15 protein-coding genes are annotated in these 23,313 nt (G+C 51.9%); 12 read left to right on the plus strand and 3 right to left on the minus strand.

Going from position 1 to position 23,313, the window contains the following annotated elements:
- The first annotated feature begins 20 nt into the window (after nucleotides 1-20).
- From P6M73_RS03985 to P6M73_RS03995, 3 genes are all read left to right on the plus strand, one after another.
- Nucleotides 21-1,469: an MFS transporter gene (locus tag P6M73_RS03985; RefSeq protein ID WP_277854835.1), complete on the plus strand. Its 1,449-nt coding sequence runs from the start codon at nucleotides 21-23 to the stop codon at nucleotides 1,467-1,469.
- A 100-nt stretch (nucleotides 1,470-1,569) separates the two neighbouring features.
- Nucleotides 1,570-3,051, plus strand: coding sequence for an MFS transporter (locus P6M73_RS03990; protein WP_277854836.1), 1,482 nt, complete (start codon nucleotides 1,570-1,572; stop codon nucleotides 3,049-3,051).
- A 577-nt stretch (nucleotides 3,052-3,628) separates the two neighbouring features.
- Entirely contained in the window at nucleotides 3,629-4,615 is a 987-nt protein-coding gene (locus P6M73_RS03995; RefSeq protein WP_277854837.1) for a D-cysteine desulfhydrase family protein, read from the plus strand.
- Between the two features lie 201 nt (nucleotides 4,616-4,816).
- On the opposite strand, the gene P6M73_RS04000 is transcribed toward P6M73_RS03995, so the two are convergent.
- Nucleotides 4,817-5,392, minus strand: a complete 576-nt coding sequence (locus P6M73_RS04000; protein WP_277854838.1) for a hypothetical protein — start codon at nucleotides 5,390-5,392, stop codon at nucleotides 4,817-4,819.
- 1,267 nt (nucleotides 5,393-6,659) lie between these two features.
- On the opposite strand from P6M73_RS04000, the gene rapZ reads away from it, so the two are divergent.
- From rapZ to P6M73_RS04030, 6 genes are all read left to right on the plus strand, one after another.
- Nucleotides 6,660-7,538, plus strand: a complete 879-nt coding sequence (rapZ, locus tag P6M73_RS04005) for an RNase adapter RapZ (protein ID WP_277854839.1) — start codon at nucleotides 6,660-6,662, stop codon at nucleotides 7,536-7,538.
- Between the two features lie 12 nt (nucleotides 7,539-7,550).
- Nucleotides 7,551-8,954, plus strand: a complete 1,404-nt coding sequence (locus P6M73_RS04010) for a gluconeogenesis factor YvcK family protein (RefSeq protein WP_277854840.1) — start codon at nucleotides 7,551-7,553, stop codon at nucleotides 8,952-8,954.
- 362 nt (nucleotides 8,955-9,316) lie between these two features.
- Complete coding sequence (gene whiA, locus P6M73_RS04015) at nucleotides 9,317-10,261, plus strand: DNA-binding protein WhiA (RefSeq protein WP_277854841.1); 945 nt, start codon at nucleotides 9,317-9,319, stop codon at nucleotides 10,259-10,261.
- 28 nt (nucleotides 10,262-10,289) lie between these two features.
- Nucleotides 10,290-11,576: a DRTGG domain-containing protein gene (locus tag P6M73_RS04020; protein WP_277854842.1), complete on the plus strand. Its 1,287-nt coding sequence runs from the start codon at nucleotides 10,290-10,292 to the stop codon at nucleotides 11,574-11,576.
- Nucleotides 11,577-11,616: 40 nt separating this feature from the next.
- The gene (locus P6M73_RS04025) at nucleotides 11,617-11,901 is read left to right on the plus strand and encodes a Dabb family protein (protein ID WP_277854843.1); all 285 of its coding nucleotides are present in this window, start codon (nucleotides 11,617-11,619) and stop codon (nucleotides 11,899-11,901) included.
- Nucleotides 11,902-13,393: 1,492 nt separating this feature from the next.
- Complete coding sequence (locus tag P6M73_RS04030) at nucleotides 13,394-15,046, plus strand: RNA/DNA-binding domain-containing protein (RefSeq protein WP_277854844.1); 1,653 nt, start codon at nucleotides 13,394-13,396, stop codon at nucleotides 15,044-15,046.
- Between the two features lie 349 nt (nucleotides 15,047-15,395).
- Here the strand turns inward: P6M73_RS04030 and P6M73_RS04035 are convergent, their stop codons facing one another.
- On the minus strand, nucleotides 15,396-15,980 hold the full coding sequence (locus P6M73_RS04035; RefSeq protein WP_277854845.1) for an urea carboxylase-associated family protein: 585 nt from the start codon (nucleotides 15,978-15,980) through the stop codon (nucleotides 15,396-15,398).
- Between the two features lie 215 nt (nucleotides 15,981-16,195).
- A complete protein-coding gene (locus tag P6M73_RS04040; protein ID WP_277854846.1) occupies nucleotides 16,196-16,663 on the minus strand; it encodes a hypothetical protein in 468 nt (155 codons plus the stop codon).
- Nucleotides 16,664-17,185: 522 nt separating this feature from the next.
- Between P6M73_RS04040 and P6M73_RS04045 the strand changes: the two genes are divergently transcribed.
- The 3 genes from P6M73_RS04045 to pfkA all read left to right on the plus strand — a co-directional run bounded on the left by P6M73_RS04045 (nucleotide 17,186) and on the right by pfkA (nucleotide 23,308).
- A complete protein-coding gene (locus P6M73_RS04045; RefSeq protein WP_277854847.1) occupies nucleotides 17,186-21,112 on the plus strand; it encodes a DNA polymerase III subunit alpha in 3,927 nt (1,308 codons plus the stop codon).
- Between the two features lie 260 nt (nucleotides 21,113-21,372).
- A complete protein-coding gene (locus P6M73_RS04050; RefSeq protein WP_277854848.1) occupies nucleotides 21,373-21,966 on the plus strand; it encodes a type IV toxin-antitoxin system AbiEi family antitoxin domain-containing protein in 594 nt (197 codons plus the stop codon).
- A gap of 385 nt (nucleotides 21,967-22,351) precedes the next feature.
- Nucleotides 22,352-23,308, plus strand: coding sequence for a 6-phosphofructokinase (gene pfkA / locus P6M73_RS04055; protein ID WP_277854849.1), 957 nt, complete (start codon nucleotides 22,352-22,354; stop codon nucleotides 23,306-23,308).
- Nucleotides 23,309-23,313: the final 5 nt, after the last annotated feature.

The raw sequence follows: 23,313 nt of genomic DNA on the forward strand, positions 1-23,313 counted from the left end.
AAGTTAAAGGGACGTTCGATTTGGAAACTGCAAATACATCTACGAAACAATACGAAGGCAATGACAGGCTGCTGCTGGGCATCGTCCTTGGCGTCATTACCTTCTGGCTTTTTGCCCAGACTACGCTTAACATTGCGCCTGCGATGCGGGAGGATCTGGCCATTGACGTGAGCAGCAGCAATCTGGCTGTCAGCATCACCGCGCTGTTTTCCGGGATTTTCATCGTTGTCTTCGGGGGCATCAGCGACCGGGTCGGCCGACTCCGGATTACCCGGATCGGTCTTGGACTGAGCATTCTGGGATCACTGCTGATTGCGCTGTCACCTTCCGGCGCTCCCTTGTTTCTCATTGCCGGACGGATTATTCAGGGCCTGTCCGCTGCCTGCATCATGCCGAGCACCCTGGCGCTGATTAAGAGCTATTACTCCGGAGCGGCACGCCAGCGCGCGGTCAGCTACTGGTCCATTGGTTCCTGGGGAGGATCGGGTCTGTGCTCTCTGTTCGGCGGCATTCTGGCTTCCACCATCGGCTGGCGCTGGATTTTCTGGATTTCGATTCTGGTCGCGGTGATGAGCTATGTCCTGCTGGCTGGTACTCCGGAAAGCCGCAGTGAGGGTTCCCAGTCCGGGAAAGGCATGGATCTCCCCGGCATTGTATCCTTTATGGTCGGCATGGTCGCCTTGAACGTAGTCATCGGCCAGGGTGCCCGGCTGGGCTGGATGAGCCCGCTCATCCAGGGACTGGGGGTTCTGGCTCTGGCCGCCCTGGCAGTTTTCTTCCGGATCGAGAAGCTGTCCGCCGCTCCCTTCATCGATTTCAAACTGTTTGCCAACAAAACCTACACCGGGGCGACGCTGTCGAATTTTCTCCTGAACGGTGCCGCCGGCACGCTCATGGTTGCCCTGTCCCTGGTCCAGATCGCGGCCGGCATGTCATCGTTTCAGGCGGGTATGCTTACCATCGGCTATCTGATTGCGATCCTTCTGACCATCCGGGTAGGGGAGAAGCTCCTCCAGAAATGGGGGGCTCGCAAGCCGATGCTTCTGGGCAGCGCCATCACCGGTCTTGGCATTTTCCTCCTGTCCTTCACGTTCATTCTGGCCAGCCAGTATATCGTTCTGGCCGTCATCGGCTTCACCCTGTTCGGCATCGGTCTTGGCTTTTACGCCACACCGTCCACGGATGCGGCCCTGTCCACGGTGCCGGCGGAGAAAGCCGGTTCCGCCTCCGGGATCTACAAAATGGCATCCTCGCTGGGCGCGGCCTTTGGCGTTGCGATCTCCGCCGCGCTGTTTACCGCGCTGAGCAATGGCCACGTTGAATTTCTGGAAGGGCTGTTCTGGGGCCGGCAGGACAATATCGCCGTTCGCTACGCCGCTGCCATTGCGCTGCTGTTTAACCTCTTCATGGTCCTGGTTGCCATCATTTCCATCCTGGCGACGGTACCGCCTGCCAAAGCCAAAGCTTAGCAGCCATCCGTGCCAGATGGACCAGACGGCTGCCTGAACGGATCGGACTCTGATTCATCGCACCATTTGAAATCCAATCAAGAAAGATAGGGAGATGCACATGAAGCAAAATAAAACCTCAGCCCGGGAATACCGGGGCACGAATCAGCTGCTCATCGGAATCGTGCTGGCTGTTCTCACGTTTTCTCTGTTTGCTCAGACCACTCTGAACATTGCGCCCACGATGCGGGCCGACCTTGGCATCGATATGACCAGCAGCAACCTGGCGGTGAGCATCACCGCGCTGTTCTCCGGCATGTTTATCGTCGTCCTGGGCGGCATCAGTGATCGGATCGGCCGGGTCCGGATCATCTGGATCGGACTGACGCTGAGCATCATTGGATCGGCCCTCATCGCGCTGTCACCCACCGGAACCGCCGCTTTCCTCATTCTTGGCCGAGTCATTCAGGGGCTGTCGGCTGCCTGCATCATGCCCAGCACCCTGGCTCTGATCAAGACTTACTACCAGGGAGCCGACCGGCAGCGAGCCATCAGCTACTTCTCCATGGGCTCCTGGGGCGGTTCCGGACTGACCTCGCTCTTTGGCGGTCTTCTGGCGACCACCATCGGCTGGCGCTGGATCTTCTGGATCTCCGTCGCGGCGGCCCTTTTGAGCCTGACACTGATCCAGGGCACTCCGGAAAGCAGGCAGGCGTCTTCCGGATCAGCCCGGGGATATGATGTGCCGGGGATTCTGACCTTCATGCTGGGGATGGTGGCACTGAACCTGGTCATCGGCCAGGGCGCCAATCTGGGCTGGATCAGCACGGCAGTAATCGGACTGGCCGTGGTCGCCGTCGCTGCCCTGGGTGCGTTCTTCATCATCGAGCGCAAAGCATCGGTGCCCTTCATCGATTTTGGGCTGTTCCGCAACCGGATGTACCGGGGAGCAACCCTGTCCAATTTCCTGCTCAACTCCGCCGCCGGTACCCTCATGGTCACCCTGTCCCTCGTACAGATCGGAGCCGGAATGACTTCGTTCGAAGCGGGCCTTCTGACCATCGGCTATCTGATCGCGATTCTGATCACCATCCGAATCGGTGAGAAGCTGCTTCAGAAATGGGGACCCCGCCGTCCCATGCTCCTGGGCAGCGCCATCACCGGCCTGGGCATTCTGCTGCTGACCTTCACCTTTCTCCTGGCCAGTCAGTATCGGATCGTCGCCACCATCGGCTTCACCCTGTTCGGCACCGGTCTGGGTTTCTATGCCACCCCCTCGACGGATGCGGCGCTGTCCACCGTGCCGGCTGAGCAGGCTGGATCCGCAGCCGGAATCTATAAAATGTCTTCTTCCCTGGGCGCGGCGCTTGGCATCGCCATCTCCGCCGCTCTCTTTACCGGTCTGACCAATGGAGACATAGTTTTTGCCGAAGGACTCTTCCTCGGCCGGGTTGACAACATTGTAGTTCGATTTGCCGCCGCCATCGCGCTGCTGTTCAACCTGATCATGGTTCTGCTGGCCATCTCATCGATTCTTCTGACCATCCCGGCATCCGGAACAGCAGATGCAACGGAAGCGACGGCTCAGGTGAAAAAACAGTAAGCCCTCATCATAAACGGCATCTGGGAAAAACGCAGAGGCAGTCGATGCCCCTGAGAAATCCAGCACCTACGAAGTCCATGAAATCACCCAAGACCCGAAAGACCGGCGCTACATTGCGCCGGACTTCCGGATCTTTTTCGGTTCGGACTGCTAAAATCCGGCGCAGACGACCCTGAACCCGATTCTGTCGGCCAGTGTTCATCGCTCGACCTGTGCTCTGTATTGTGGGTTATAATGATGTTGTATGAATGACAGTAATGATATATATAAGAGATATGATATGAATGACAGCAATGACAGCAATGACAGCAATGACAGCAATGACAGCAATGACAGATCTGACAGTAATGACCTGAAAGACTGAGATGGTCTGATGGACGAAAAAAAGAGCAGTCGGGGAAACTGCTCTCAGGGGAAATGTACTAATCGTGTAGGGGGGAAATATGAAAATATCGGTTGTGCGAACTGCTATTTTCTGCACTTCTAATATACCATGGCCTGGATTTTATTGATAGTCATTATCATTAACGTGTCGTGAACAAAGCGTTAGAATTTCGTGACGAAAGAAGGAGAGAGCATGAAGGATATTACACAAGCTCGGCTGAAGTTGGCGAATCTGCCCACCCGGATCGATCCTCTGGAGAATACTTCCCAGTGGCTGGGGCGCAATCTGTGGATCAAACGGGATGATCAGACGGGGCTGGAGCTGTCCGGCAACAAGGTCCGCAAGCTGGAATTTGCCCTGGCCGAAGCACTGGCGCAAGGAGCCGATACCATTGTCACCACGGGCGGCATTCAGTCCAACCATGCCCGGGCAACAGCGGCAGCCTGCGTCCGACTGGGGCTGGAATGTCACTTGATCCTGGCAGCGGATGAGAAGCAGCCGCTGGATGGCAACTATCTGCTGGATGATCTTCTGGGAGCCAGGATTCGGTTTGTGTCCGCCAGGGACTACGCCGAGCGGCTGTCGGAGATCATGGAGCAGGCAAAGGCCGCTCTGATCGCGCAGGGCCGGACACCCTACCTGATTCCGGTCGGTGCGTCCAATGGCATCGGTACCTTTGGCTACTATGCTGCCTGGCAGGAAATTATGGAGCAGGAAAAAACCCTGGGCATTACCTTTGACCATGTGGTCTGCGCCGTCGGATCCGGCGGGACCTGTGCCGGACTGATGCTGGGGAATGCGGCACTGGGTTCAGGCCGGCAGGTGACCGGTATACCCATTGCCGGGGATGCGGCCTATTTCCGGGACCGGATTCTGGCCATCACCCAGGAATTTTCCGGGTATCAGGGACCCATTGATTTGCCGGCGGAACAGATCCGGCTCATTGACGGTTATGTCGGACGGGGTTATGCGCTGTCCACTGCCGAGGAGCTGGAGTTTCTCCGCACCTTCGGCCGGACAGAAGGCATTGTACTGGATCCGGTCTACACCGGAAAAGCCATGCGCGGCCTGCTGACCGAACTGGAGAAGGACAGCCACTGGTTCCAGGGAGCCGAAAACATTCTGTTCATCCATACCGGCGGACTGTTCGGACTCTTCCCCAAGCGCTTTCAGTTCTAGGACCCTGCTCCCGTTCCCTTGGCGGAGGACTTGCCGCCAGGAAGCTGCAAAAAACCGGACAGCCGATCCTGCGGGATCGGCTGTCCGGTTTTGCGCATTGAACATTTAACAGTGAATGTTGAGCGGTTGAGCAGCTGTGATCCCGAACCGCCGGTGATGGCACGACGGGCTTGTGGCCACATGGTTCCGAGCCAGATGTGACTAATCCAGTGAGGAAAGCTTCAGGGTGCCCAGGAGCCGCTTGAACTCATCCTCTTCGATGCCGGAGGCGAACACGTGGATGAACCACTGACCTTCCAGGGTATAAGCTTCCCGTTCCTGGTCGGGATTGTATTCCGCCAGAATATAGAAGCTGCGGCCGACAATGGTGGTGTTATGGAAGTAAGTTTCCTGGATGTGTTCTTCCAGGAGAGAAGTGGGCTCTTCGGTAAAGAAACCATAGACCCGGATGGTACGCTTCGCCAGCTCATCCTGATATTCCACCAGGACTTCATCGGGATTGGCCCGATAGGCCGGCTTCAGTCCGTCGGGAACCGGGCTCAGGATCGGAACGGCATTGATTTCGCCCAGGTTGGGATCCTGATCCAGCCGGGCTTTTTTCATGGCCGGCAGGTTATCATAGGGAAACATGCCTTCAGGGACTGTGGATGTCCTCAGATTGGTGGCGATGGGAGCCGAGGTGTAGATCTGCGGCTTGAGTTCGGGCTTGCTCCGGCTGGCGCACCCTGTGAGGGTGAGCAGCAGCAGCGGTATAACAAGGAGTCGGTTTCGAAACATGGGAAGTCCTCCGAAGTCTTAACTTAAGTATTCCAGGCAATGTCTATTTCCTTTTCATTCTATAATGAAGCAGGAGTTTCTGCCAGTAGAAAGAAACTTGTGTAGCCAATTCATTCTGAGTTAGATCAGGTGATTCGCTAACTCGTTCACACCAATTAAAATAGTTTTATTTCGCTATCAATAATAATCTTTTCGGCTCAATCACTTCTTATGTGGGATTATGATTTTCCCTGTTTACACGGAGAGGTCGACGTGGTAGCCTGACTGGCCGACTAGCCCAGCATTTATGCAGCCTAGCGGCAAGGCTGGCGGAACCACGCCGACAGAGGCTCCATGTCAACTTGGGAAAATCCCACAGTTTTTGTGATTTACCCATCATTTCAGAGAAAAAACAATCTCGATATCTTATTGGGTGTGATAAAAAACTCTTAGATTTTAAGAAACTTCCTGTTCACGGAACCTAATATAAACATTCTTGTGATTGGGAATAGAAAAGCAGCCGGATGCCATCGGGTCAAGCTGGAGCTCCAGTTGATGGTAACTAAGATGAAAACAAACTTGGAAGCTTACAAGTATAACAATCATACTGGTTATTTGGGCAGCTATTCTTACACTGGATATAAAATAATAATATTCCAACTTTATTAACGGAGTTGGAATATTATTTTGCATAAAATTTAGCAATTGTGATGTGATTTCAATTTTATACCTTTATAAACATTTCTCAAATGCAGCAAATGATTATTTGTACTAGTTACTTATTCGAATCTAAATCAATAATATTATCTTCTAGTTTTTTTAATTTTAAAATAACCAATAGTGAAATAGCTGAGTATACTACAACAGGAGCAAATCCTCCTTGCCATGCTGAAATTGCTATAAATATCGTTCCAATCGATAAATAGTTTTTTATAATTCTTGTGACTTTATATTTTTTAATAAGAATCCCCTCCCAATATTTTCAGAGTATGAGAACTTCCTAGAAGGGAGTTCTGCCACTTTATTATTTTACAGTCATTATGTCTAGTGCCAACCATCCAAGGCAAAATTAAAGGTCCAGCATCCACTTGGAGGCTTGGAGACGGCCAGAGATTGTATCCTACAACCACCAGCGTTCAACGTTCAGCCTGGAGTTGGAAAAAACTGACAAAATCTGAATTTCAGAGTGTACCATGCCAGATCCTCAGGACTATTGCCGGATGCCCGCAAATCAGCGGTCTCTTCTTCTGATATAATGAAGGGAGAAAAATCATGGGAGGTAAACCGAATGAAAATCGTCATCATCACCGGAATGTCCGGTGCAGGAAAAAGCCAGGCTGTCAAGGTATTTGAGGACCTGGGCTATTATGTGGTGGACAACCTGCCTCCCAATCTGCTGGGCAAGTTCATCGATGTCCTGACTTCGGCTGAGGGTAAAATCACGGATGCGGCACTGGTGATGGACATCCGGTCCGGCCAGTTCTTCCACGGCATCGATGAATCCATCGATGATCTGGCAGCCAAGAACATCGCGTTTGAGATTCTGTTCCTGGACGCCGAAGATGAAGAGATCGTCACTCGCTTCAAGGAAACCCGGCGGGTGCACCCGCTCTCTTCCCGGGAGCGTCTGCTCAACGGCATTCAGAAGGAACGGGAAATTCTGCAGCCCATCAAGGACCGGGCGGATTTCATCATTGATACCACCGGCCTGCCCCTGCACAAATTCCAGGAGAAGATCAAGAACCGCTATGTTATGCAGGAGGCGTCGGAAAGCCTCAATATCAACGTGGTATCCTTCGGCTTCAAGTACGGCGTGCCGGTGGATGCCGACCTGATCTTTGACGTGCGCTTTATCGAAAATCCATTTTACATTGATGAACTGCGTCCGCTGTCGGGACAGGATGAGCCCGTGCGCCAGTTTGTCCTGGGCAATGATGTGACAAAGGAATTCATGACCAAGGTGCTGGATATGCTGAAGTTCCTGATTCCCCATTATATTCTGGAAGGGAAGAAGCAGCTCATCGTGGGGATCGGCTGTACCGGCGGACGCCATCGCAGCGTCGCCATCACCGAAGAAATCACGCGCCAGCTGCGCTATCAGGGTTTCCATGCTGCCTCGTTCCATCGCGACTCGGAGGAAGACGTGGCCCGTAAACACCGGCTGTAAGAGGTGAACAACTTGATCATCAAAACATTGAAGGACCTGACCCGGTTCGGCATGGGACTGAAGCGCTGGGTGCTGTTTGCCACCCTTGGCTTCCTGCTCGTGATTCTGGGGATCACGGAGATCCTGGACAACCGCTTTTTTTCCAGAAGCTACATGATCTACTTTGGCTTTCTGATTTTCTCGGGTCTTCTGATCATCTATATCAGCGTGAATGAGGGGATGAAAAACTTTGTCAAGCTGGTGCGGGAGGGCATGTTCCATGTCAATCTGGATTCCCGGGAAATCAACAACCTGTTCTATGAGAAGAAAATGCAGACGAAAGGTCCGAAGATTGTGGCCATTGGCGGGGGAACCGGCCTGTCCACAATGCTCCGCGGCCTGAAATACTATACCAGCAATCTGACCGCCATCGTCACCGTCGGCGACGACGGCGGCGGGTCGGGGACGCTGCGCACCGAAATGGGCATGCTGCCTCCGGGCGACATCCGCAACTGCCTGGTGGCGCTGGCCAACACCGACTCAGTCATGGAAGAACTGTTGCAGTACCGCTTCCAGGAAGGAACCCTGAAGGGGCAGAGCTTTGGCAACCTGTTCCTGGCAGCCATGAACGGCATGTCCGAGGACTTTGAGGACGCGGTCGGCAAGATGTCGGAGGTCCTGGCTATCACCGGCAAGGTGCTGCCGGTGACCTTGGAAGACCTGCGCCTGACTGCCCGCATGACGGACGGCACCATGATTGAGGGCGAATCCAATATCGGTCACGCGGTGACCGCGGACAATCCCATTGACCGTCTGTCCATCCACCCGGAAGATGCCAGAACTCCCCAGAGCGTAGTTTCCGCCATCCGGGAGGCGCAGGCCATCATTCTGGGACCCGGTTCGCTTTTTACCAGCGTCATGCCCAATCTGCTGATCCGGGAAGTGGCCCGGGCCATCCGGGAATCGCATGCCATTGTGTTCTATGTCAGCAACATCATGACGCAGCCCGGAGAGACCGACGGACTGACGGTGGCAGATCACCTGAAGAAGATTCTGGAGCATTCCGACATCGGAACCATCGACTATGTGGTGGTCAACAATCAGCCCCTGTCGGATGCTATGGCGATCAAGAACTATATGGACAGCGGCGCCAAGGAAGTTGCCCTGAATCGAAGGGAAGTGGAGGCGTTGGGCGTTCAAATCGTAGAAGCGGATCTCCTCAAGGTGATTGGCCGTCAGATTCGGCATGATCCCAAAAAACTGGCCAATACCCTGTTCCATACCATCATGCAGGACAATGAGCTGAAGCATTCCCTCACCGCCCTGGGCTACCTGCTGGCCAATGAGAAGAAGCTTCTGGAGGAAGAAATGGTGAAAGCTGAAGCCCGCAAGATCGTCCGGCTGCAGAGTGATGATCATGCCGAATCCAGGGAATAGATTCGAACATTAAATTGAATCAATCCACCGCAAAGGCAGGCCGCCCGGCCTGCCTTTGCTCTATTGGGGCACTGCTTTATGATGTACAGGGATTCTGTGCCATTCTGTCCGTGCGCCAGCCATTGCCGTAGCAACGGCCTGAGCGGCAAGGCCGGCGGGTGTACTATTTTCGGGCCGAACATGGATAAATGAAGCCAGGGGCTGTGAATGCATCTGTTTTTTTGCGAAATGCTTGAAGTTTTTGTGACACAGGGCACGCATTATTTGCTAAAAAAAGCACAAAATCTGTTATAATTGTGGTGAGTCTGTATTATTCGAAATCAGCGCAAGCTGTAACAATTCCAAAGGAAGGAGAGAAGCGAATGTCCTATTCGGCGAAAGTCAAATCAGAAATCATCCAGCAGCTGGATATGGCCCGGCCGGAATTCATGGCCCTGTTGTCTGCCGTGATGAAAGTATCCGGCACGATGTCGCTTCTGCCGGGGAAGGGAATCGGTTTCCGCATTGCGACGGAGAATGCCGGTACTGCCCGGTTTTTAACCCGGCAGCTGAAAGTACTGGTGGATCCGGCCGTTCAGGTCATGGTCAGCCGGGGGGCGACCATGAAAAAGAAAAACCTCTATTTCATCAGCTTTGATGAGGTGAAGGATCTGAAGGAACTGCTGTTTGAAACCGGCATCCTGTCCACACAGGGCGAGCATTTGATGATCGATGATTCCATTCCGGCACGCTGGATCCGCACCGATACCCTGAAGCGGGCCTATTTGAGAGGCGCGTTCCTGGGTTCCGGTTCCATCTCCAATCCGGAGAAACAGTACCATCTGGAATTTGTCACCCATTCGGAGCACTACGGCAGTGAGCTGGTCCGCCTTCTGGCTTCCTATGACCTGACCGCCAAAGTGATCAGCCGCAAGGGCAGCTACGTGGTCTATCTCAAGGAAGGCGAACAGATCGTGGATCTGCTCAATGTCATGGGCGCCCATCAGGCGCTGCTGGAAACGGAGAACATCCGGATCATGAAGGGGATGCGCAACAACGTCAACCGTCTGGTGAACTGCGAGACAGCCAATCTGAGCAAGACGGTGAATGCCGCGGTGCGGCAGATGGATGCCATTCGGCTGATCCAGCGCACCATCGGACTGGACCGGCTGCCGGATATTCTGCGCCAGGTCGCGGAGCTGCGGGTCAATTATCCCGATGCCACATTGCAGGAACTGGGTGAAATGATGGAACCGCCGGTGGGGAAATCCGGCGTCAATCATCGCCTGAGAAAAATAGAAACCATCGCTCAAGAGATCGAAGGGTAAGAGGAAATCGAAAGGATAGGGGAAATCAATGGCAAAAGTTCATCTCGTGGTGAATCATATTAAGAACCTGGAGATCGGTCGAAAGATCTCGGTTCGTTCCATCGCTTCGGAGCTGGGGATCTCCGAAGGAACGGCCTACAAGGCCATCAAGGAATGCGAAGAGGAAGGCTACCTCAAGACCCTGCCCCGGGCGGGCACCGTCCGGGTGGAATCGCCCAAGGAAAAGAAGATCAAGAATCTGACCTACGAAGAAGTTCTCAAGATCGTGGACGGCGAGCTCCTGGGGGGAGAAGCCGGCATTGAAAAGCCGATCTATAAGTTCGTCATCGGAGCCATGGAGCTCGACGCGATGAAAAAATACATCACACCTGGTGGCATCCTGATTGTGGGTAACCGCGAAGCGGCGCAGAACATAGCCCTGAAGAACGAAAACGGTGTCCTGATCTCCGGCGGCTTCGGCTGCACCGAGAAGATCCGGGAAATGGCAGACCGTCTGTCCATTCCGGTCATTTCTTCCAGCTATGATACCTATACCATCGCCGCACTGATCAACAAGGCTCTGTCCCAGAACCTGATCCGGCAGCGCATTCTCTATGTGTCCGACATCATGAAGACCGCGCCGGTCTCCCTCAATGACTACGAGACAGTGAACGACTGGAAGCGCCGGGCGGAAGAAACCGGCTTTGACCGGTTCCCGGTGGTGGATGAAAAGGGCAAAGTGGTGGGAATGATTACTCCCCGCGATGTCCTGGGAAAGGACGGCGCGGAACCCCTGAGCAAGTACATGAAAAAGCCGGTTCAGGTCAATCCCAGAACGACGGTGGCCTATGCCGCCCATATCATGGAATGGGAAGATGTGGAACAGATTCCGGTCACCGAAGGGGACAAATTCCTGGGCATCATCTCCCGGGGCGACGTGCTCAAGGGGCTGAAGGAACGCTGGATGTCCCACAAGACCGTGGAATCCCTGGAGGACCGCATCATCGAGCACTTCAGCTATGAGGAAAAGAACGGCAAGTTCATCTTCTCCGGCCGGGTCACCGGCGAAATGCTGGATCCCCTGGGGACCCTGTCCCGCAGTCTGCTATCCATGATCATGGTTAAATGTTCCTCCATCATCCTGAAGAACCGCAATCTCTACACCGAGATCGACAACATCAGCATGAACATCATCAAACCAATTCAGCCTGAGCATTATTTCAGCGTCGAGCTGGAGCTGGTCTTTACCTCCAAAAGCCATTCCAAGGTGGAGGTCCGCGTCATGAACAGCGACAGTGAGTGCGTCGCCCTGGGCATGGTATCAGCCGTCCACTAAACCCTTGTCGAACCAAATCCATCCTGCAGGAGGAAATGCTATGTTTACTCATGTCGTCATGATGAATGTCAAGGACCGCCAGGATATCCCGCGCCTGGCTGAAATTCTGCGCTCCATGGAGGGCCGGATTCCGGAACTGCGGGCCATCGAAGTTGGAATCAATGAAGTCGAATCCGACCGAAATTTCGATGTCATCCTCATCACCCGGTTTGATTCCCGGGAAGAAATGGAAGCCTACCAGATCTGTGATTATCACCAGAACCAGGTTCTGGCACACATCCGGCCCCTGCTGGCCAAATCAGCCGCTGCCGATTTTACCAGCTGATCGGATATCAGCCCGCGCACTTACCTGAGAAAAAACAACAGGCAGCCGAACCTTCGTAAGGGAGGTTGGTATGCTCCCTTTAAGAGAGACAGTGAAAAAGAAAACACTGTTGATTTTTAAGGGGGCATTTTTATGTTGTACCGATCAAAACAAAGCCCTGAGGATAAGATTCAAATTCTAACTGATTACATGTCCAGTAAATTGTCCATGATCCAAGCAACCCAATTGGCTGGAGTGTAAAAGAGCACAATCCAAGACTGGATAAGGCTTTATCAGCAGGAGGGCTCTTCGGGACTGTTGAATACTGGAACTCAGCGAAGCTGCAGTGCAGCCTTGAAACTGGCTGCAGTCAAGGCTTATTTGTCGGGAAAAGGAAGTTTGGGAAGCATCTGTAAAATGTCCAAAATTCGCTCTCAAAAACAACTCAGGGATTGTATTAAGGTTTATATTAGCGGCAAAGACTTCAATAATCGAACAGGAGGAAGTCGCACGAAATCAAGTCGAAAGACTACCCAGGAGGGGCGAGTCAAATTGTTGGGAGTGTCTGGAGTCAAATCGAAATTACGAGAAACCAGATGAATCCGAATTGCAACTTAAAGTGAAAGATTTTTTAGCTAAGCAAACATAAATGTAGTCAGCATTTACGGCGGGAGGAACTATCGTCAATTAAATGCGTTTTTCTGATGCAGAAAAACGGCAGATAGGGAATAACCTGCGGTTTGAACGTAGCTAATAATTTTGTGATTCTGGCTGAATCACTTTTTATGTGGGTTTTGATTTTAATTCTTCGCGGGTCTAGTAAGCCGCAAATTACTAACTGGAGAAAATCCAGTCGGAGTAAGTGCCAAGACACTCCGTATTTATCAAGCAGCTAATAGAGAAATCTTAGGGTTAATAATTGTGATAAGGCACTGATGGAATCGGGCGAGAATGATAACAGGCCTTAACAGTAAGTAAATTCTACAACTAACTCTGGATACTGATGGAAACGGACAGGTTGGAGATGGTCCGGACCGACCATATATGTATGTCTGCAATATAACTAACACCATGCAGAGGAAAACTCTTCGCATCTTTTAACGCTATATCACTGCCTAAGTAAAACCTAAACGTAAGATTCATTCGCTGTACGATAAGATATGCCGACCGGATAACTTAAAGACTGCCTCGCTGAAAGTCAAGACGACAAGAGAAGTGCCGGTATAAATGATGTACCATTAACCAGATCGTCGATGAAATCAGGGAGCCCGCGTTCTAATACGAGTAGTACCATTAGCTGCGGACGACTTTAATGGCTGACGAGTCAAGGTAAACGAAGAAGAAATGGAGGAATTCTTTTTAATAAAGGTCAGGAGCAGATGGGAAGACAAATACTTCTATCGTCTCCTTATGTTTTTAATTACTTAATATGAATTAAAATTATAAGGTAAATCGACAAGGTGAGTTAAATGCGTTAAAATTTATAATAGAATACAGAAATGGAGGTGGTTGAATGCGAACCATTCCTGCAAATGAGAGTCTTGATATTGAGTTTAAAAGTGATGTGAAGTCTTATCCGGATCATGAGTTGATTGATGAAATTGTCGGGATGACAAATACTGTCGGTGGTGTCCTTTATCTAGGAGTTGAGGATGATGGCACTATTACTGGCGTGAATAAAAAGCATAAGGATGCTATTGGTGTTACTGCATTAATTGCCAACAATACAGTTCCCCCGATTGCAGTTAGAGCAGAAATAATCGCGGAAGAAAAGGATGTTCTGAAAATTGAAATCCCCAGAAGCCGAGGGGTTATATCTACCTCTTCCGGAAAAATACTACGCCGCCGCCTCAAGATAGATGGTACGCCAGAAGTGATTCCTATGTATTCGTACGAAATTCCTTCGAGACTATCAGAACTTGGAATGCTGGATTTTTCTGCACAACCACTTGCGGGTGCCGTGCTTGATGATTTGGATCCTAATCAAAGGGTTCGATTGAGGCGGATAATTCAAAACAGACAAGGAGGAGAAAAAACTCTCCTCGCGCTACCCGATGATGAACTGAATATGGCGCTTCGACTTGTTACAGAAGTAGCGGGAAAATATGTGCCAACAGTGGCAGGTATGTTATTAATCGGCAAAGAAGAACGTATATCGGAATTAATGCCGACTGCAAGGTCGACCTTTCAGGTCTTGGAAGGAACCGCGGTACGAATGAATGAGGATAGTTCGAAGCCTCTTTTGGAACTCTTTGAAAACTATGAGACTTATCTTAAGGCATGGAATCCTGAACGAGAAATGGAGTATGGTTTGTTCAGAATTCCTATCCCGGAATTTGACTGGGCTGCTTTTAGAGAGGGATTGGTCAACGCATTTTGTCATAGAGACTATACTATGCTTGGAAACGTGCGAGTGTTAATCGATGATGAAGGTTTGGTCATCAGTAACCCAGGCGGATTTATTGATGGGGTTAATCTTAAAAACCTGTTAACGGTAGACCCGCATGGAAGAAATCCGGCTCTGGCTGATGCTATGAAAAGAATAGGATTGGCAGAAAAAACCGGGCGCGGAATTGACCGCATTTACGAAGGTTCAATTGTGTTTGGAAGACCATGGCCTGATTATTCAGAGTCAACGAACAGGATAGTTAAGCTGTTTATTCAGAGAGCGAAAGCTGACCTTCCTTTTGCAAAGTTGGTTGCAGATGAACAGAATCGACAGGGTAAACCCTTGTCTATTTATACCCTGATGATCTTGTCACTTCTCAATAATGAAAGAAGATGCAATCTTGAAAGAATCATCGAAATTACAAGTTTAAGTGAAAATAAGGTGAGATCAGCTGTTGAGAATATGATAGAAATGGGTCTGATTGAAGCATCTGGTAAAGGGAGAAACCGATCCTTTATTTTGGGTAAGAAGATTTATCGCGAAATCAATGAAACTATTCAGTATGTCCGACAGACTGGTATTGATAGTATCAGAGATCCAGAATTAGTTATGAAGCTCGCGCAAACTCAGAATGGTATTATAACGAAACAGAATATCATTGACTTATTGAATATATCTCCTTCACAAGCATACTCACTCATTAAACAACTCCAAAAAGAGAATAAGATAGCGCTTCTTTACGGCGGAAAATATGCAAAGTATAAATTGATTAAATGATATTTAACACGATCTAATGTTCTTGGAATGAGTTAAAAATGAATTGGAATTGAATTAGACGAGTTAGAACAGTAAATTCTTGCCCTTGAACTGACATTACTGGAACACATTGGATTACTTAGCATGACTGAACCTTAAAATTCTCTGGAATGAGAAATTGTTATAACATCTACCGGTTGGCTCTGTGGCACTGAAAGAAGAATTGGCAACCCATTGGGGACATTCAATTCAATAGGCTGCTCAATCTAAATCAGATTTAGATCCTATCAATCCATCAATACATCACTGGCAATACTCAATAGCCGTTCCTGGACCGGCCGCGGCTATTGAATCGTCTGGAAGTAAGGCGTCAGCCTTCGCGGATGATCACTTGAATGGGGGTGCAGGAGCCCCCATTGCAGCTGCTTTCAAAGACGCTGCAGGCTGCGATTTCCAGACGTACATCCATGAGCGCCTCAAGCACTACCGGATCGCCGGGAGCTGAGAACGGCGGTTCCACCGAGAGGGTTCCATCCTGGCGGATCTTTGTGTGCATAAAGAAATTGACCGGATGGATGATGGGGTACTGCTGATTCAGAGCCTGATTGATGTTGACCAGGCAGTTCCTGTGCCCGGTGATGTTATGATAGAAAAAGTCATACATTTCCGGACGGCAGCAGGGATGAAGCAGGTCGTGTTCGCCGACATCATCCGAGATCAGCCGGAACATGGGATGGTAAAGGTTCGTATAGATGGTATCGCCAACCTTCAGTTTCAACGATTCATTGCAGTCAATGGTAACTCCGGTGGACAGAAATTCCCCGGGGTTATTCTGAGCTTCCGCGAAAAAATCCACCACCTGCCGTCCCTTGACGTCAATCATCGAGATGGTGGAGTTTTTCCGGACCTGGATGGTCTGTCCGGTGCAGGCTTCAATGAAATATTCTCTGGTCATGGTATTTTCCTCCCACTGTCATAAAATCAGCTTGGATCATCAGGTTCAACGGATCGTTACCCTTGGTTTGTCCGCTTCGGGTCGGGTGATTCGAGATATCCGGATGGATTTTCGATGTCATCCTCATTAAACAGCTCATTCAAAAAAGTCCCGGACAACGTCCAGGACTTTTCTTAATCTTCCCATTTCTCGGGGATCTGAATTGTCTGAGTGTCTTAGGAATCGTCTTTCTCAAACTTTCCGAGGATATGCGGCTTGCCCGCGTTAATTCCGATTTCACCCGCGATCATTTTCCTGCCCTTATTTTTCGACTCCTCGTGTGCGGCAATGAGCTTTCGTCCGCGTTGGGTGCACTTTGCCTGTGCCAGAGCCTTTTCAATGGGCTCCGTTTCGCTGAATCCGGAAATAAAGAGCTGATCCGACAGATAGCGGTAGCCCAGGACCACCTCGATTTCTGGATAACCGATCCGACGGAAATTCACAGCGGCTCCGTCAGCCTGGAGCAGGATGCTCTCGAGCAGCAGCACCAGCCCGTGTCTGGTTAAAGGCGGTGCCGGCGCGTTCTGTGGAATGTCCCAGAACCTGCCTTTTTTCTCCGCGCTCGGAACAATGCCTTCCTGGCAGTACGTTCGAACGACCTTCTCGCTTCGTCCCCAGCGTCTGGCGGTATCTTTCACGTTCATTTTTTATCACCCCGGTCAATGAGATGGATTCGATGGTCTTCATTCTGCTTATTCTCAGATCATTCTCAAATCATTCGCAGATCATTTTCGGATCATACTCGGATCAATTTCGGATCATACTCGGATCATTCTTTTTCCGCTTAATATTAAGTTCAGAGGAAACGACAAGACATGCTTTGGGTACTTTTTTTCTTTGAATTCCATCGCCGCAGCGATTCCTGATATTCATATCTTACCATGTTGCGCAGACAGGAGGTACATTTGGGAATCCAGATTGGTCCTGGTGCAGGAGGATTTCAAACCGAGAATACAGACTTCAAGCTCTGGCATTCTCAAGGAGAGGTCGGGATCCGCAGTCGGGGGAGGAAAAGCTGGCGATACCTTCCAGGACGAGTCGTGTCTGCTGCTTTTCGGACTGAAATCGGAAGGTTTTCCCCTTGGGCGGGAATGATGGTAAAATAGTAGGACAAGACGTGACTTCCCCGTCCGACCACGCAACCGGGTTGCGAGAAAGAGACTGATATGACTGAGATTCTGAATAACCAACAACCAACTGAAAAACAATATCCCTTTGTGCATCTGCACGCCCATACCGAGTTTTCTTTGCTCGACGGCTCGGGAAAGATTCCGGAAATGGTGGCCCGGGCCAGGGAACTGGGCATGCCGGCGCTGGCCATCACCGACCATGGAACCATGTACGGTACGGTGGAGTTCTACAAGGCCTGTCAGCGGGAAGGCATCCGGCCCATCATCGGTTCGGAAATCTATGTCTGTTCAGGCAATATGGAGGATCGCACCCTGGCCAACAACACCATTCATCATCTGGTGCTTTTGGTCAAGAACGAAACGGGCTACCAGAATCTGATGCGCATTGTCAGTGAGGCCTCGATCCGGGGCTTCTACTATAAGCCCCGGGTGGACCACGCCTTTCTGGCCCGTCACAGCGAGGGCCTGATTGCCCTGTCTGCCTGCCTGGGCGGTGAGGTTCAGGAGAATCTGAATCACGGCTTCCCGGAGAAGGCCCGCGCCGCGGCAATCTTCTACCGGGATGCGTTCCGGGACGGCTTCTATCTGGAGCTGCAGGACCACGGCCTGGCCGAGCAGAAAAAGGTCAATGCCCTGAACATCGAGCTGGCCCGGGAACTGGACATCCCGCTGGTGGCCACCAACGATGTGCACTATCTGGCCCGGGACGACCATCGCAGCCATGATGTCCTTTTGTGCATTCAGACCGCTGCCGCTGTGGATGAGTCGGACCGGATGAAGTATCCGTCGCCGGAGTTCTATCTCAAGAGTCCGCAGCAGATGTGGGAACTATTTGCCCATGTGCCCGAAGCGTTGGAAAATACGGTGAAGATCGCCCAGCAGTGTCAGTTTGACTACCAGTTCCATGTGTCCCGCCTTCCGGCCTTTGACCTGCCGGAGGGGACGGACCATGCCCGGTATCTCAAGCAGCGCTGTTATGAGGGCCTGACCCGCAAGTATCCGGTGTTTGCCGAGTTCCGGGATCTGCCGATGTCGGAAGCGGTCATGGCCCGGATGGATGCCCTGGATTCGGGCAACAGCCGGATTCTGATTGAGCGGCTGGCCTATGAGCTGGGGATTCTCGAGCGGATGGGCTATGTCGACTATTTCCTGATTGTCTGGGATTTCATCAAGTTCGCCGATGACCACGGCATCGCCACCGGCGCCGGCCGGGGCTCGGCCGCCGCGTCCATCATCGCCTATACCCTGAATATTACCAAGATCGATCCGATCCGGTACAATCTCATCTTTGAACGCTTTCTGAACCCGGAGCGGATCTCCATGCCCGATATTGACTCGGACTTCTGCTATGAACGGCGTCAGGAAGTCATTGACTACGTGGTGGACAAGTACGGCAAGGACAACGTGGCCCAAATTATAACCTTTGGGACCATGGCGGCCCGGGCCTGCATCCGGGATGTCGGCCGTGCCATGATGTATCCCTACGGCGAGGTGGACCAGATTGCCAAGATGATCCCCACCGTTCTGGGCATTACCATTGAGAAGGCGCTGGAGATGAATCCGGAGCTTAAGAATGCCTATGAGACCGACCCCCGGGTGACGGAGCTGATCAACATTGCCCTGCGCCTGGAAGGCCTGCCGCGCCATTCCTCCACTCATGCCGCCGGCGTTGTGATTTCCGGCCGCCCCCTGGTGGAGTATGTCCCGCTGCAGCGCAACGAGGAAGCCATTGTCACCCAGTTCCCCATGGGCACCCTGGAGGAACTGGGACTGCTCAAGATGGACTTTCTGGGGCTGCGCACCCTCACCGTCATGCAGGATGCCGTGACCATGATCCGGCAAAACCGCGGCATCCAGGTCCAGGTCGATGCGCTGCCCTTTGACGATCCCAAGGTCTATGACATGATCGGGGAAGGTCGGACGGTCGGAGTATTCCAGCTGGAATCTGCCGGCATGACTTCCTTTATGAAAGAACTCAAGCCGGAGAGCCTGGAGGACATCATCGCCGGAATATCCCTGTACCGGCCGGGTCCGATGTCTGAAATTCCGCGCTACATCGAGAGCAAGAAGAATCCGGATCAGGTCAGCTACCTGACGCCGGAGCTGGAGCATATCCTCGATGTCACCTACGGCGTCATGGTCTACCAGGAACAGGTCATGCAGATCGTTCAGGATCTGGCCGGCTATTCGCTGGGCCGGGCGGATCTGGTGCGCCGGGCCATGAGCAAGAAGAAGCACGATGTTATGGAACAAGAGCGCAAGAACTTCATTGAGGGCATTGTGGAAGACGGCCGGGTGATTGTACCGGGAACCCGGCGCAACGGCATTTCCGACGAGGCCGCACAGAAGATCTTTGATCAGATGTCCTACTTCGCCTCCTATGCCTTCAACAAGGCCCATGCCGCCGCCTATGCCGTCATCGGCTACCAGACGGCCTACCTGATGCGCTACTACCCGGTGGAATTCATCGCCGCCATGCTCAATTCCTTCATCGGCTCGGCGGAAAAGGCTAGCTTCTATATCCGCTACGCCAAGTCCATCGGCATCGAGCTGCTGCCGCCGGACATCAACGAGTCCGGTGCCCGCTTCACCGTCAGCGGCAATAAAATCCGTTTCGGTCTGGCCGGAATCAAGAACCTTGGATTTTCCGTCATTGAGTCCATCATCCAGACCCGGGAGAAGAAGGGGCAGTTTACTTCCTTCCATGATTTTATGAGCAAGCTGGATGAAGCCGGCTTGAACAAGCGGGCCTGCGAGTGCATGATCAAAGCCGGGGCGTTCGATTCCATGGGAGTGGAGCGGTCCCGCCTGCTGGCCGTCTATGAGCGGATTCTGGAGAGCTTCTCCAGTGAGCGTCGGCGGCTGATCAAGGGCCAGATGTCCTTCTTCGGCTCCGAAGCCGGGGACGGCACCGAAGACATCGACGGCTTTGCCATCAACCTGCCGCAGATCGAGGAGTTCCCGCTCAAGGACCGGCTGTTCATGGAAAAGGAAATGACCGGTCTCTATCTGTCCGGTCATCCCCTGGATGAATACGCGGCGGAGCTGGATGCCCTGTGCACCATCTTCGTCCAGGACATCATCGCCAATGACCTCCTGGATGATGTCCGGGACGAGGCGGCGCTGCAGGCCGAGAGTCAGATGGCCTCGGACCGGGTGCTGCACGATGGCCAGCGCGTCACCATGGGCGGCATCCTGACATCCATCACCCGCAAGATCACCCGGAACAATGCCATGATGGCCTTCGCCACCCTGGAGGATCCCACCGGCGAAGTCGAACTGATTGTCTTCCCCAAGACGTATGACCTGCTTAAGAGCTTCCTCCAGGAGGATCTGGTCATTGCCGTCTCCGGCCGGCTCCAGGTCCGGGAAGATGAGAATACTAAGGTCATTGCCGAGGAAATGAGCCTGATCGAGCAGGGTAAGCTGCCCCAGTTCAAGATGCGCCCGGATCTGGACCGATTCGGCGCCAGCCGCAGTCAGCGGCGCACGCCCCCCGCGGAGAAACCGGGCAGTCGGCCTTCAGCCGGTTCTCGCCCGACCAATGGCAACTCAGCCAACGGCAGTCCAGGCAACGGCAGATCGGTCAATGAGGGTTCGGCAAAGGGAGAAAGGAGCACCAGCCAGCCGGTGAATGGCCAAGACTTGGCCTCACCGACAGCTTCCGGAGCGGATAGGGCTGGCGTTCAGCCGGGCCGGGTCCGGCCAAGCAAGAAGGAAGGGAAGGAGGGAGCTCAGGGCAAGCTCTATCTGCGCTTCCATGACTTAGCGGAAGCCAGGGCAATCCTGGCCGGATTATCCCCCCTGCTGACAGCCCATCAGGGCTCGACGCCGGTGATTATCTACGCCGCCAGTGAAAAGCAAAGCTATCAGCTGCCCGAGCGGCAGTGCCTGGACCTTGACACCAATATTCTGGAGCTGCTGGAGAAGAAAATCGGCAAGGACAATGTAGTCCTGAAGTAGGACTTACGATGATTATTTCCTGTATTCGAGTTCTCATACCGAAATCGGGCTGGGGACTCGATTTATGTTCAGTCGGTCAACTGAGTCAAAATTATCCTTCATGCTAAGTGGCTGACCCTAGTATGTGGAATGCCCATTTAACAAGTCATGGTTTGACTGATTGACTAGGCATCTGGTTTCAATCGCAACAACCACATTTGACTTTTATGCTCAATAAGTTAATAATTATGAGTATAAATGTTTGGACAAGAGGATATGTTATGACAAATTCAGAAAAAATACTTGAGATCTTAAAGAGAAACAATGGTGTCGTTACTTCAGCGGAAGTGACGGAAGCAGGGATATCACGTGGAAGTCTAAAACATCTTGTAGACACTGGAGTCATTGAAAGGGCTGCAAGAGGTGTATATCAGTTGGCAAATGCTTGGGATGATGAAATGTATCATCTTCAAGTACGTTATAAAAAAGGAATCTTCTCAGGTGAGACTGCATTATACCTTCACGACTTGACTGATCGAACACCAATGAGATTTCAAATGACATTCCCGAGTAGCTATAATCTAACAAATGTTAAAAGTGAAAACGTTAAGTGCAATAGAGTCATAAAAGAACTTTATGAATTGGGTGTTGTAGAAATTAGAACCCCGATTGGAAACCCTGTAAAGGCATACAATATGGAACGATCTCTCTGTGATATTTTACGAAAACATAGTGATACAGATATACAAATTGTTACGGATGCATTTAAGAGGTACATAAAAAGAAATGACAAGAACGTTCCTTTACTCTCTGAATATGCAAAAAGGCTTAGAGTTGAGGCGAAACTCCGTTCGTATCTGGAGGTGCTTTTATGAAAAATGTGATGCAAATCAAGGCGATAATGAAAATATTGCAAACGAAAAAATATCTCTGCTCAGCTCGTAATGCTCTGATTTACACCAGAGCATAGGGAAACACGTAAGGTATGATCGGCGGCGTTGGCCGCTTTATTCTTTTTGGAGGGGACAAGGACGAATTTTATTGCGTGATATTGGAAAGATCAAAAGATTATTTTTGCGTCATATGCCATGAAGACGTTTGCCCGCGGATTGTTAACACCTTTGCAGTTGAGATGGGGTCTTCGAATGCGATACAATAAACTTGATATGAGGTAATATCCGGCATAACCATTCAGGAACATCGGGGCGGGAAAACTGCCCGGTGCCGGGGGCCGCCGGCTGACAGAGGAAAGGAAAACGAATGAAGAAAATAGCGATTTTGACCTCCGGGGGCGATGCGCCCGGAATGAATGCTGCCATCCGCGCGGTGGTGCGGACCGCTTTGCACAACGGCATCGAGGTGATGGGCGTGGAGCGGGGCTTTTACGGACTGATCAATGGTGAGCTGAAGCCAATGGACCGGAACTCGGTTTCGGACATCGTGCACAAGGGCGGAACGATCCTGAAGACGGCCCGGCTGGAAACCTTCAAGGACCGGGCGGTCCAGGAAAAGGCTGCTCAGGTCCTGCGGATCTTCGGCATCGAAGGACTGGTAGTAGTCGGCGGCGACGGCTCGTTCCACGGGGCGGCCAAGCTGTCGGAACTGGGGATCAATACCATCGGCATTCCAGGAACCATCGACAATGACCTGGCCTACACGGACTTCACCCTGGGCTTTGACACCGCCGTGGATACAGTGGTGGAAGCCATCAACAAGCTGAAGGATACCTCTGCCTCCCATGAGCGTTGTTCCATCGTAGAGGTCATGGGCCGGCACTGCGGCGACATCGCGCTTTATGCCGGCATTGCCGGCGGCGCCGAGCTGGTGGTCGTTCCGGAGAAGCCTTATTCGGTCAATGATGTCGTCAAGCTGATCCTGGAGGGGCGTTCCCGGGACAAGCACCACTACCTCATCGTCATGGCGGAGGGCGTCGGCGGAGCCAAGGAAATGGCGGAAGAAATCGAGGAAGTGACGGGTCTGGAGACCCGGATCACGGTACTGGGTCACATCCAGCGCGGCGGATCGCCCTCTTCGGCGGACCGCATCCTGGCGGCCAAGTTCGGCCATCGGGCGGTGGAACTGCTGATGGAAGGGAAAACCAGCCGGGTCGTCGGAATTCGGGATAATCACATCATCGACATGGATATCCACGAAGCCCTGGCCATGGAGAATGTCTTTGATGAGAAGCTTTTGACCATCGCCCAGGAAATATCTTAAGAAGC

Origin of the sequence: Anaerococcoides asporogena (assembly GCF_029590275.1) — a bacterium.
GTDB lineage: Bacteria > Bacillota > Clostridia > Clostridiales > Clostridiaceae > JG1575.

Bases quoted from the DNA above. Each gene is read 5' to 3' on its own strand.
- P6M73_RS03990 (WP_277854836.1), top strand. From the start codon at position 1,570: ATGAAGCAAAATAAAACCTCAGCCCGGGAATACCGGGGCACGAATCAG.
- P6M73_RS03995 (WP_277854837.1), top strand. From the start codon at position 3,629: ATGAAGGATATTACACAAGCTCGGCTGAAGTTGGCGAATCTGCCCACC.
- P6M73_RS04000 (WP_277854838.1), bottom strand. From the start codon at position 5,392: ATGTTTCGAAACCGACTCCTTGTTATACCGCTGCTGCTGCTCACCCTC.
- rapZ (WP_277854839.1), top strand. From the start codon at position 6,660: ATGAAAATCGTCATCATCACCGGAATGTCCGGTGCAGGAAAAAGCCAG.
- whiA (WP_277854841.1), top strand. From the start codon at position 9,317: ATGTCCTATTCGGCGAAAGTCAAATCAGAAATCATCCAGCAGCTGGAT.
- P6M73_RS04020 (WP_277854842.1), top strand. From the start codon at position 10,290: ATGGCAAAAGTTCATCTCGTGGTGAATCATATTAAGAACCTGGAGATC.
- P6M73_RS04025 (WP_277854843.1), top strand. From the start codon at position 11,617: ATGTTTACTCATGTCGTCATGATGAATGTCAAGGACCGCCAGGATATC.
- P6M73_RS04030 (WP_277854844.1), top strand. From the start codon at position 13,394: ATGCGAACCATTCCTGCAAATGAGAGTCTTGATATTGAGTTTAAAAGT.
- P6M73_RS04035 (WP_277854845.1), bottom strand. From the start codon at position 15,980: ATGACCAGAGAATATTTCATTGAAGCCTGCACCGGACAGACCATCCAG.
- P6M73_RS04040 (WP_277854846.1), bottom strand. From the start codon at position 16,663: ATGAACGTGAAAGATACCGCCAGACGCTGGGGACGAAGCGAGAAGGTC.
- P6M73_RS04045 (WP_277854847.1), top strand. From the start codon at position 17,186: ATGACTGAGATTCTGAATAACCAACAACCAACTGAAAAACAATATCCC.
- P6M73_RS04050 (WP_277854848.1), top strand. From the start codon at position 21,373: ATGACAAATTCAGAAAAAATACTTGAGATCTTAAAGAGAAACAATGGT.
- pfkA (WP_277854849.1), top strand. From the start codon at position 22,352: ATGAAGAAAATAGCGATTTTGACCTCCGGGGGCGATGCGCCCGGAATG.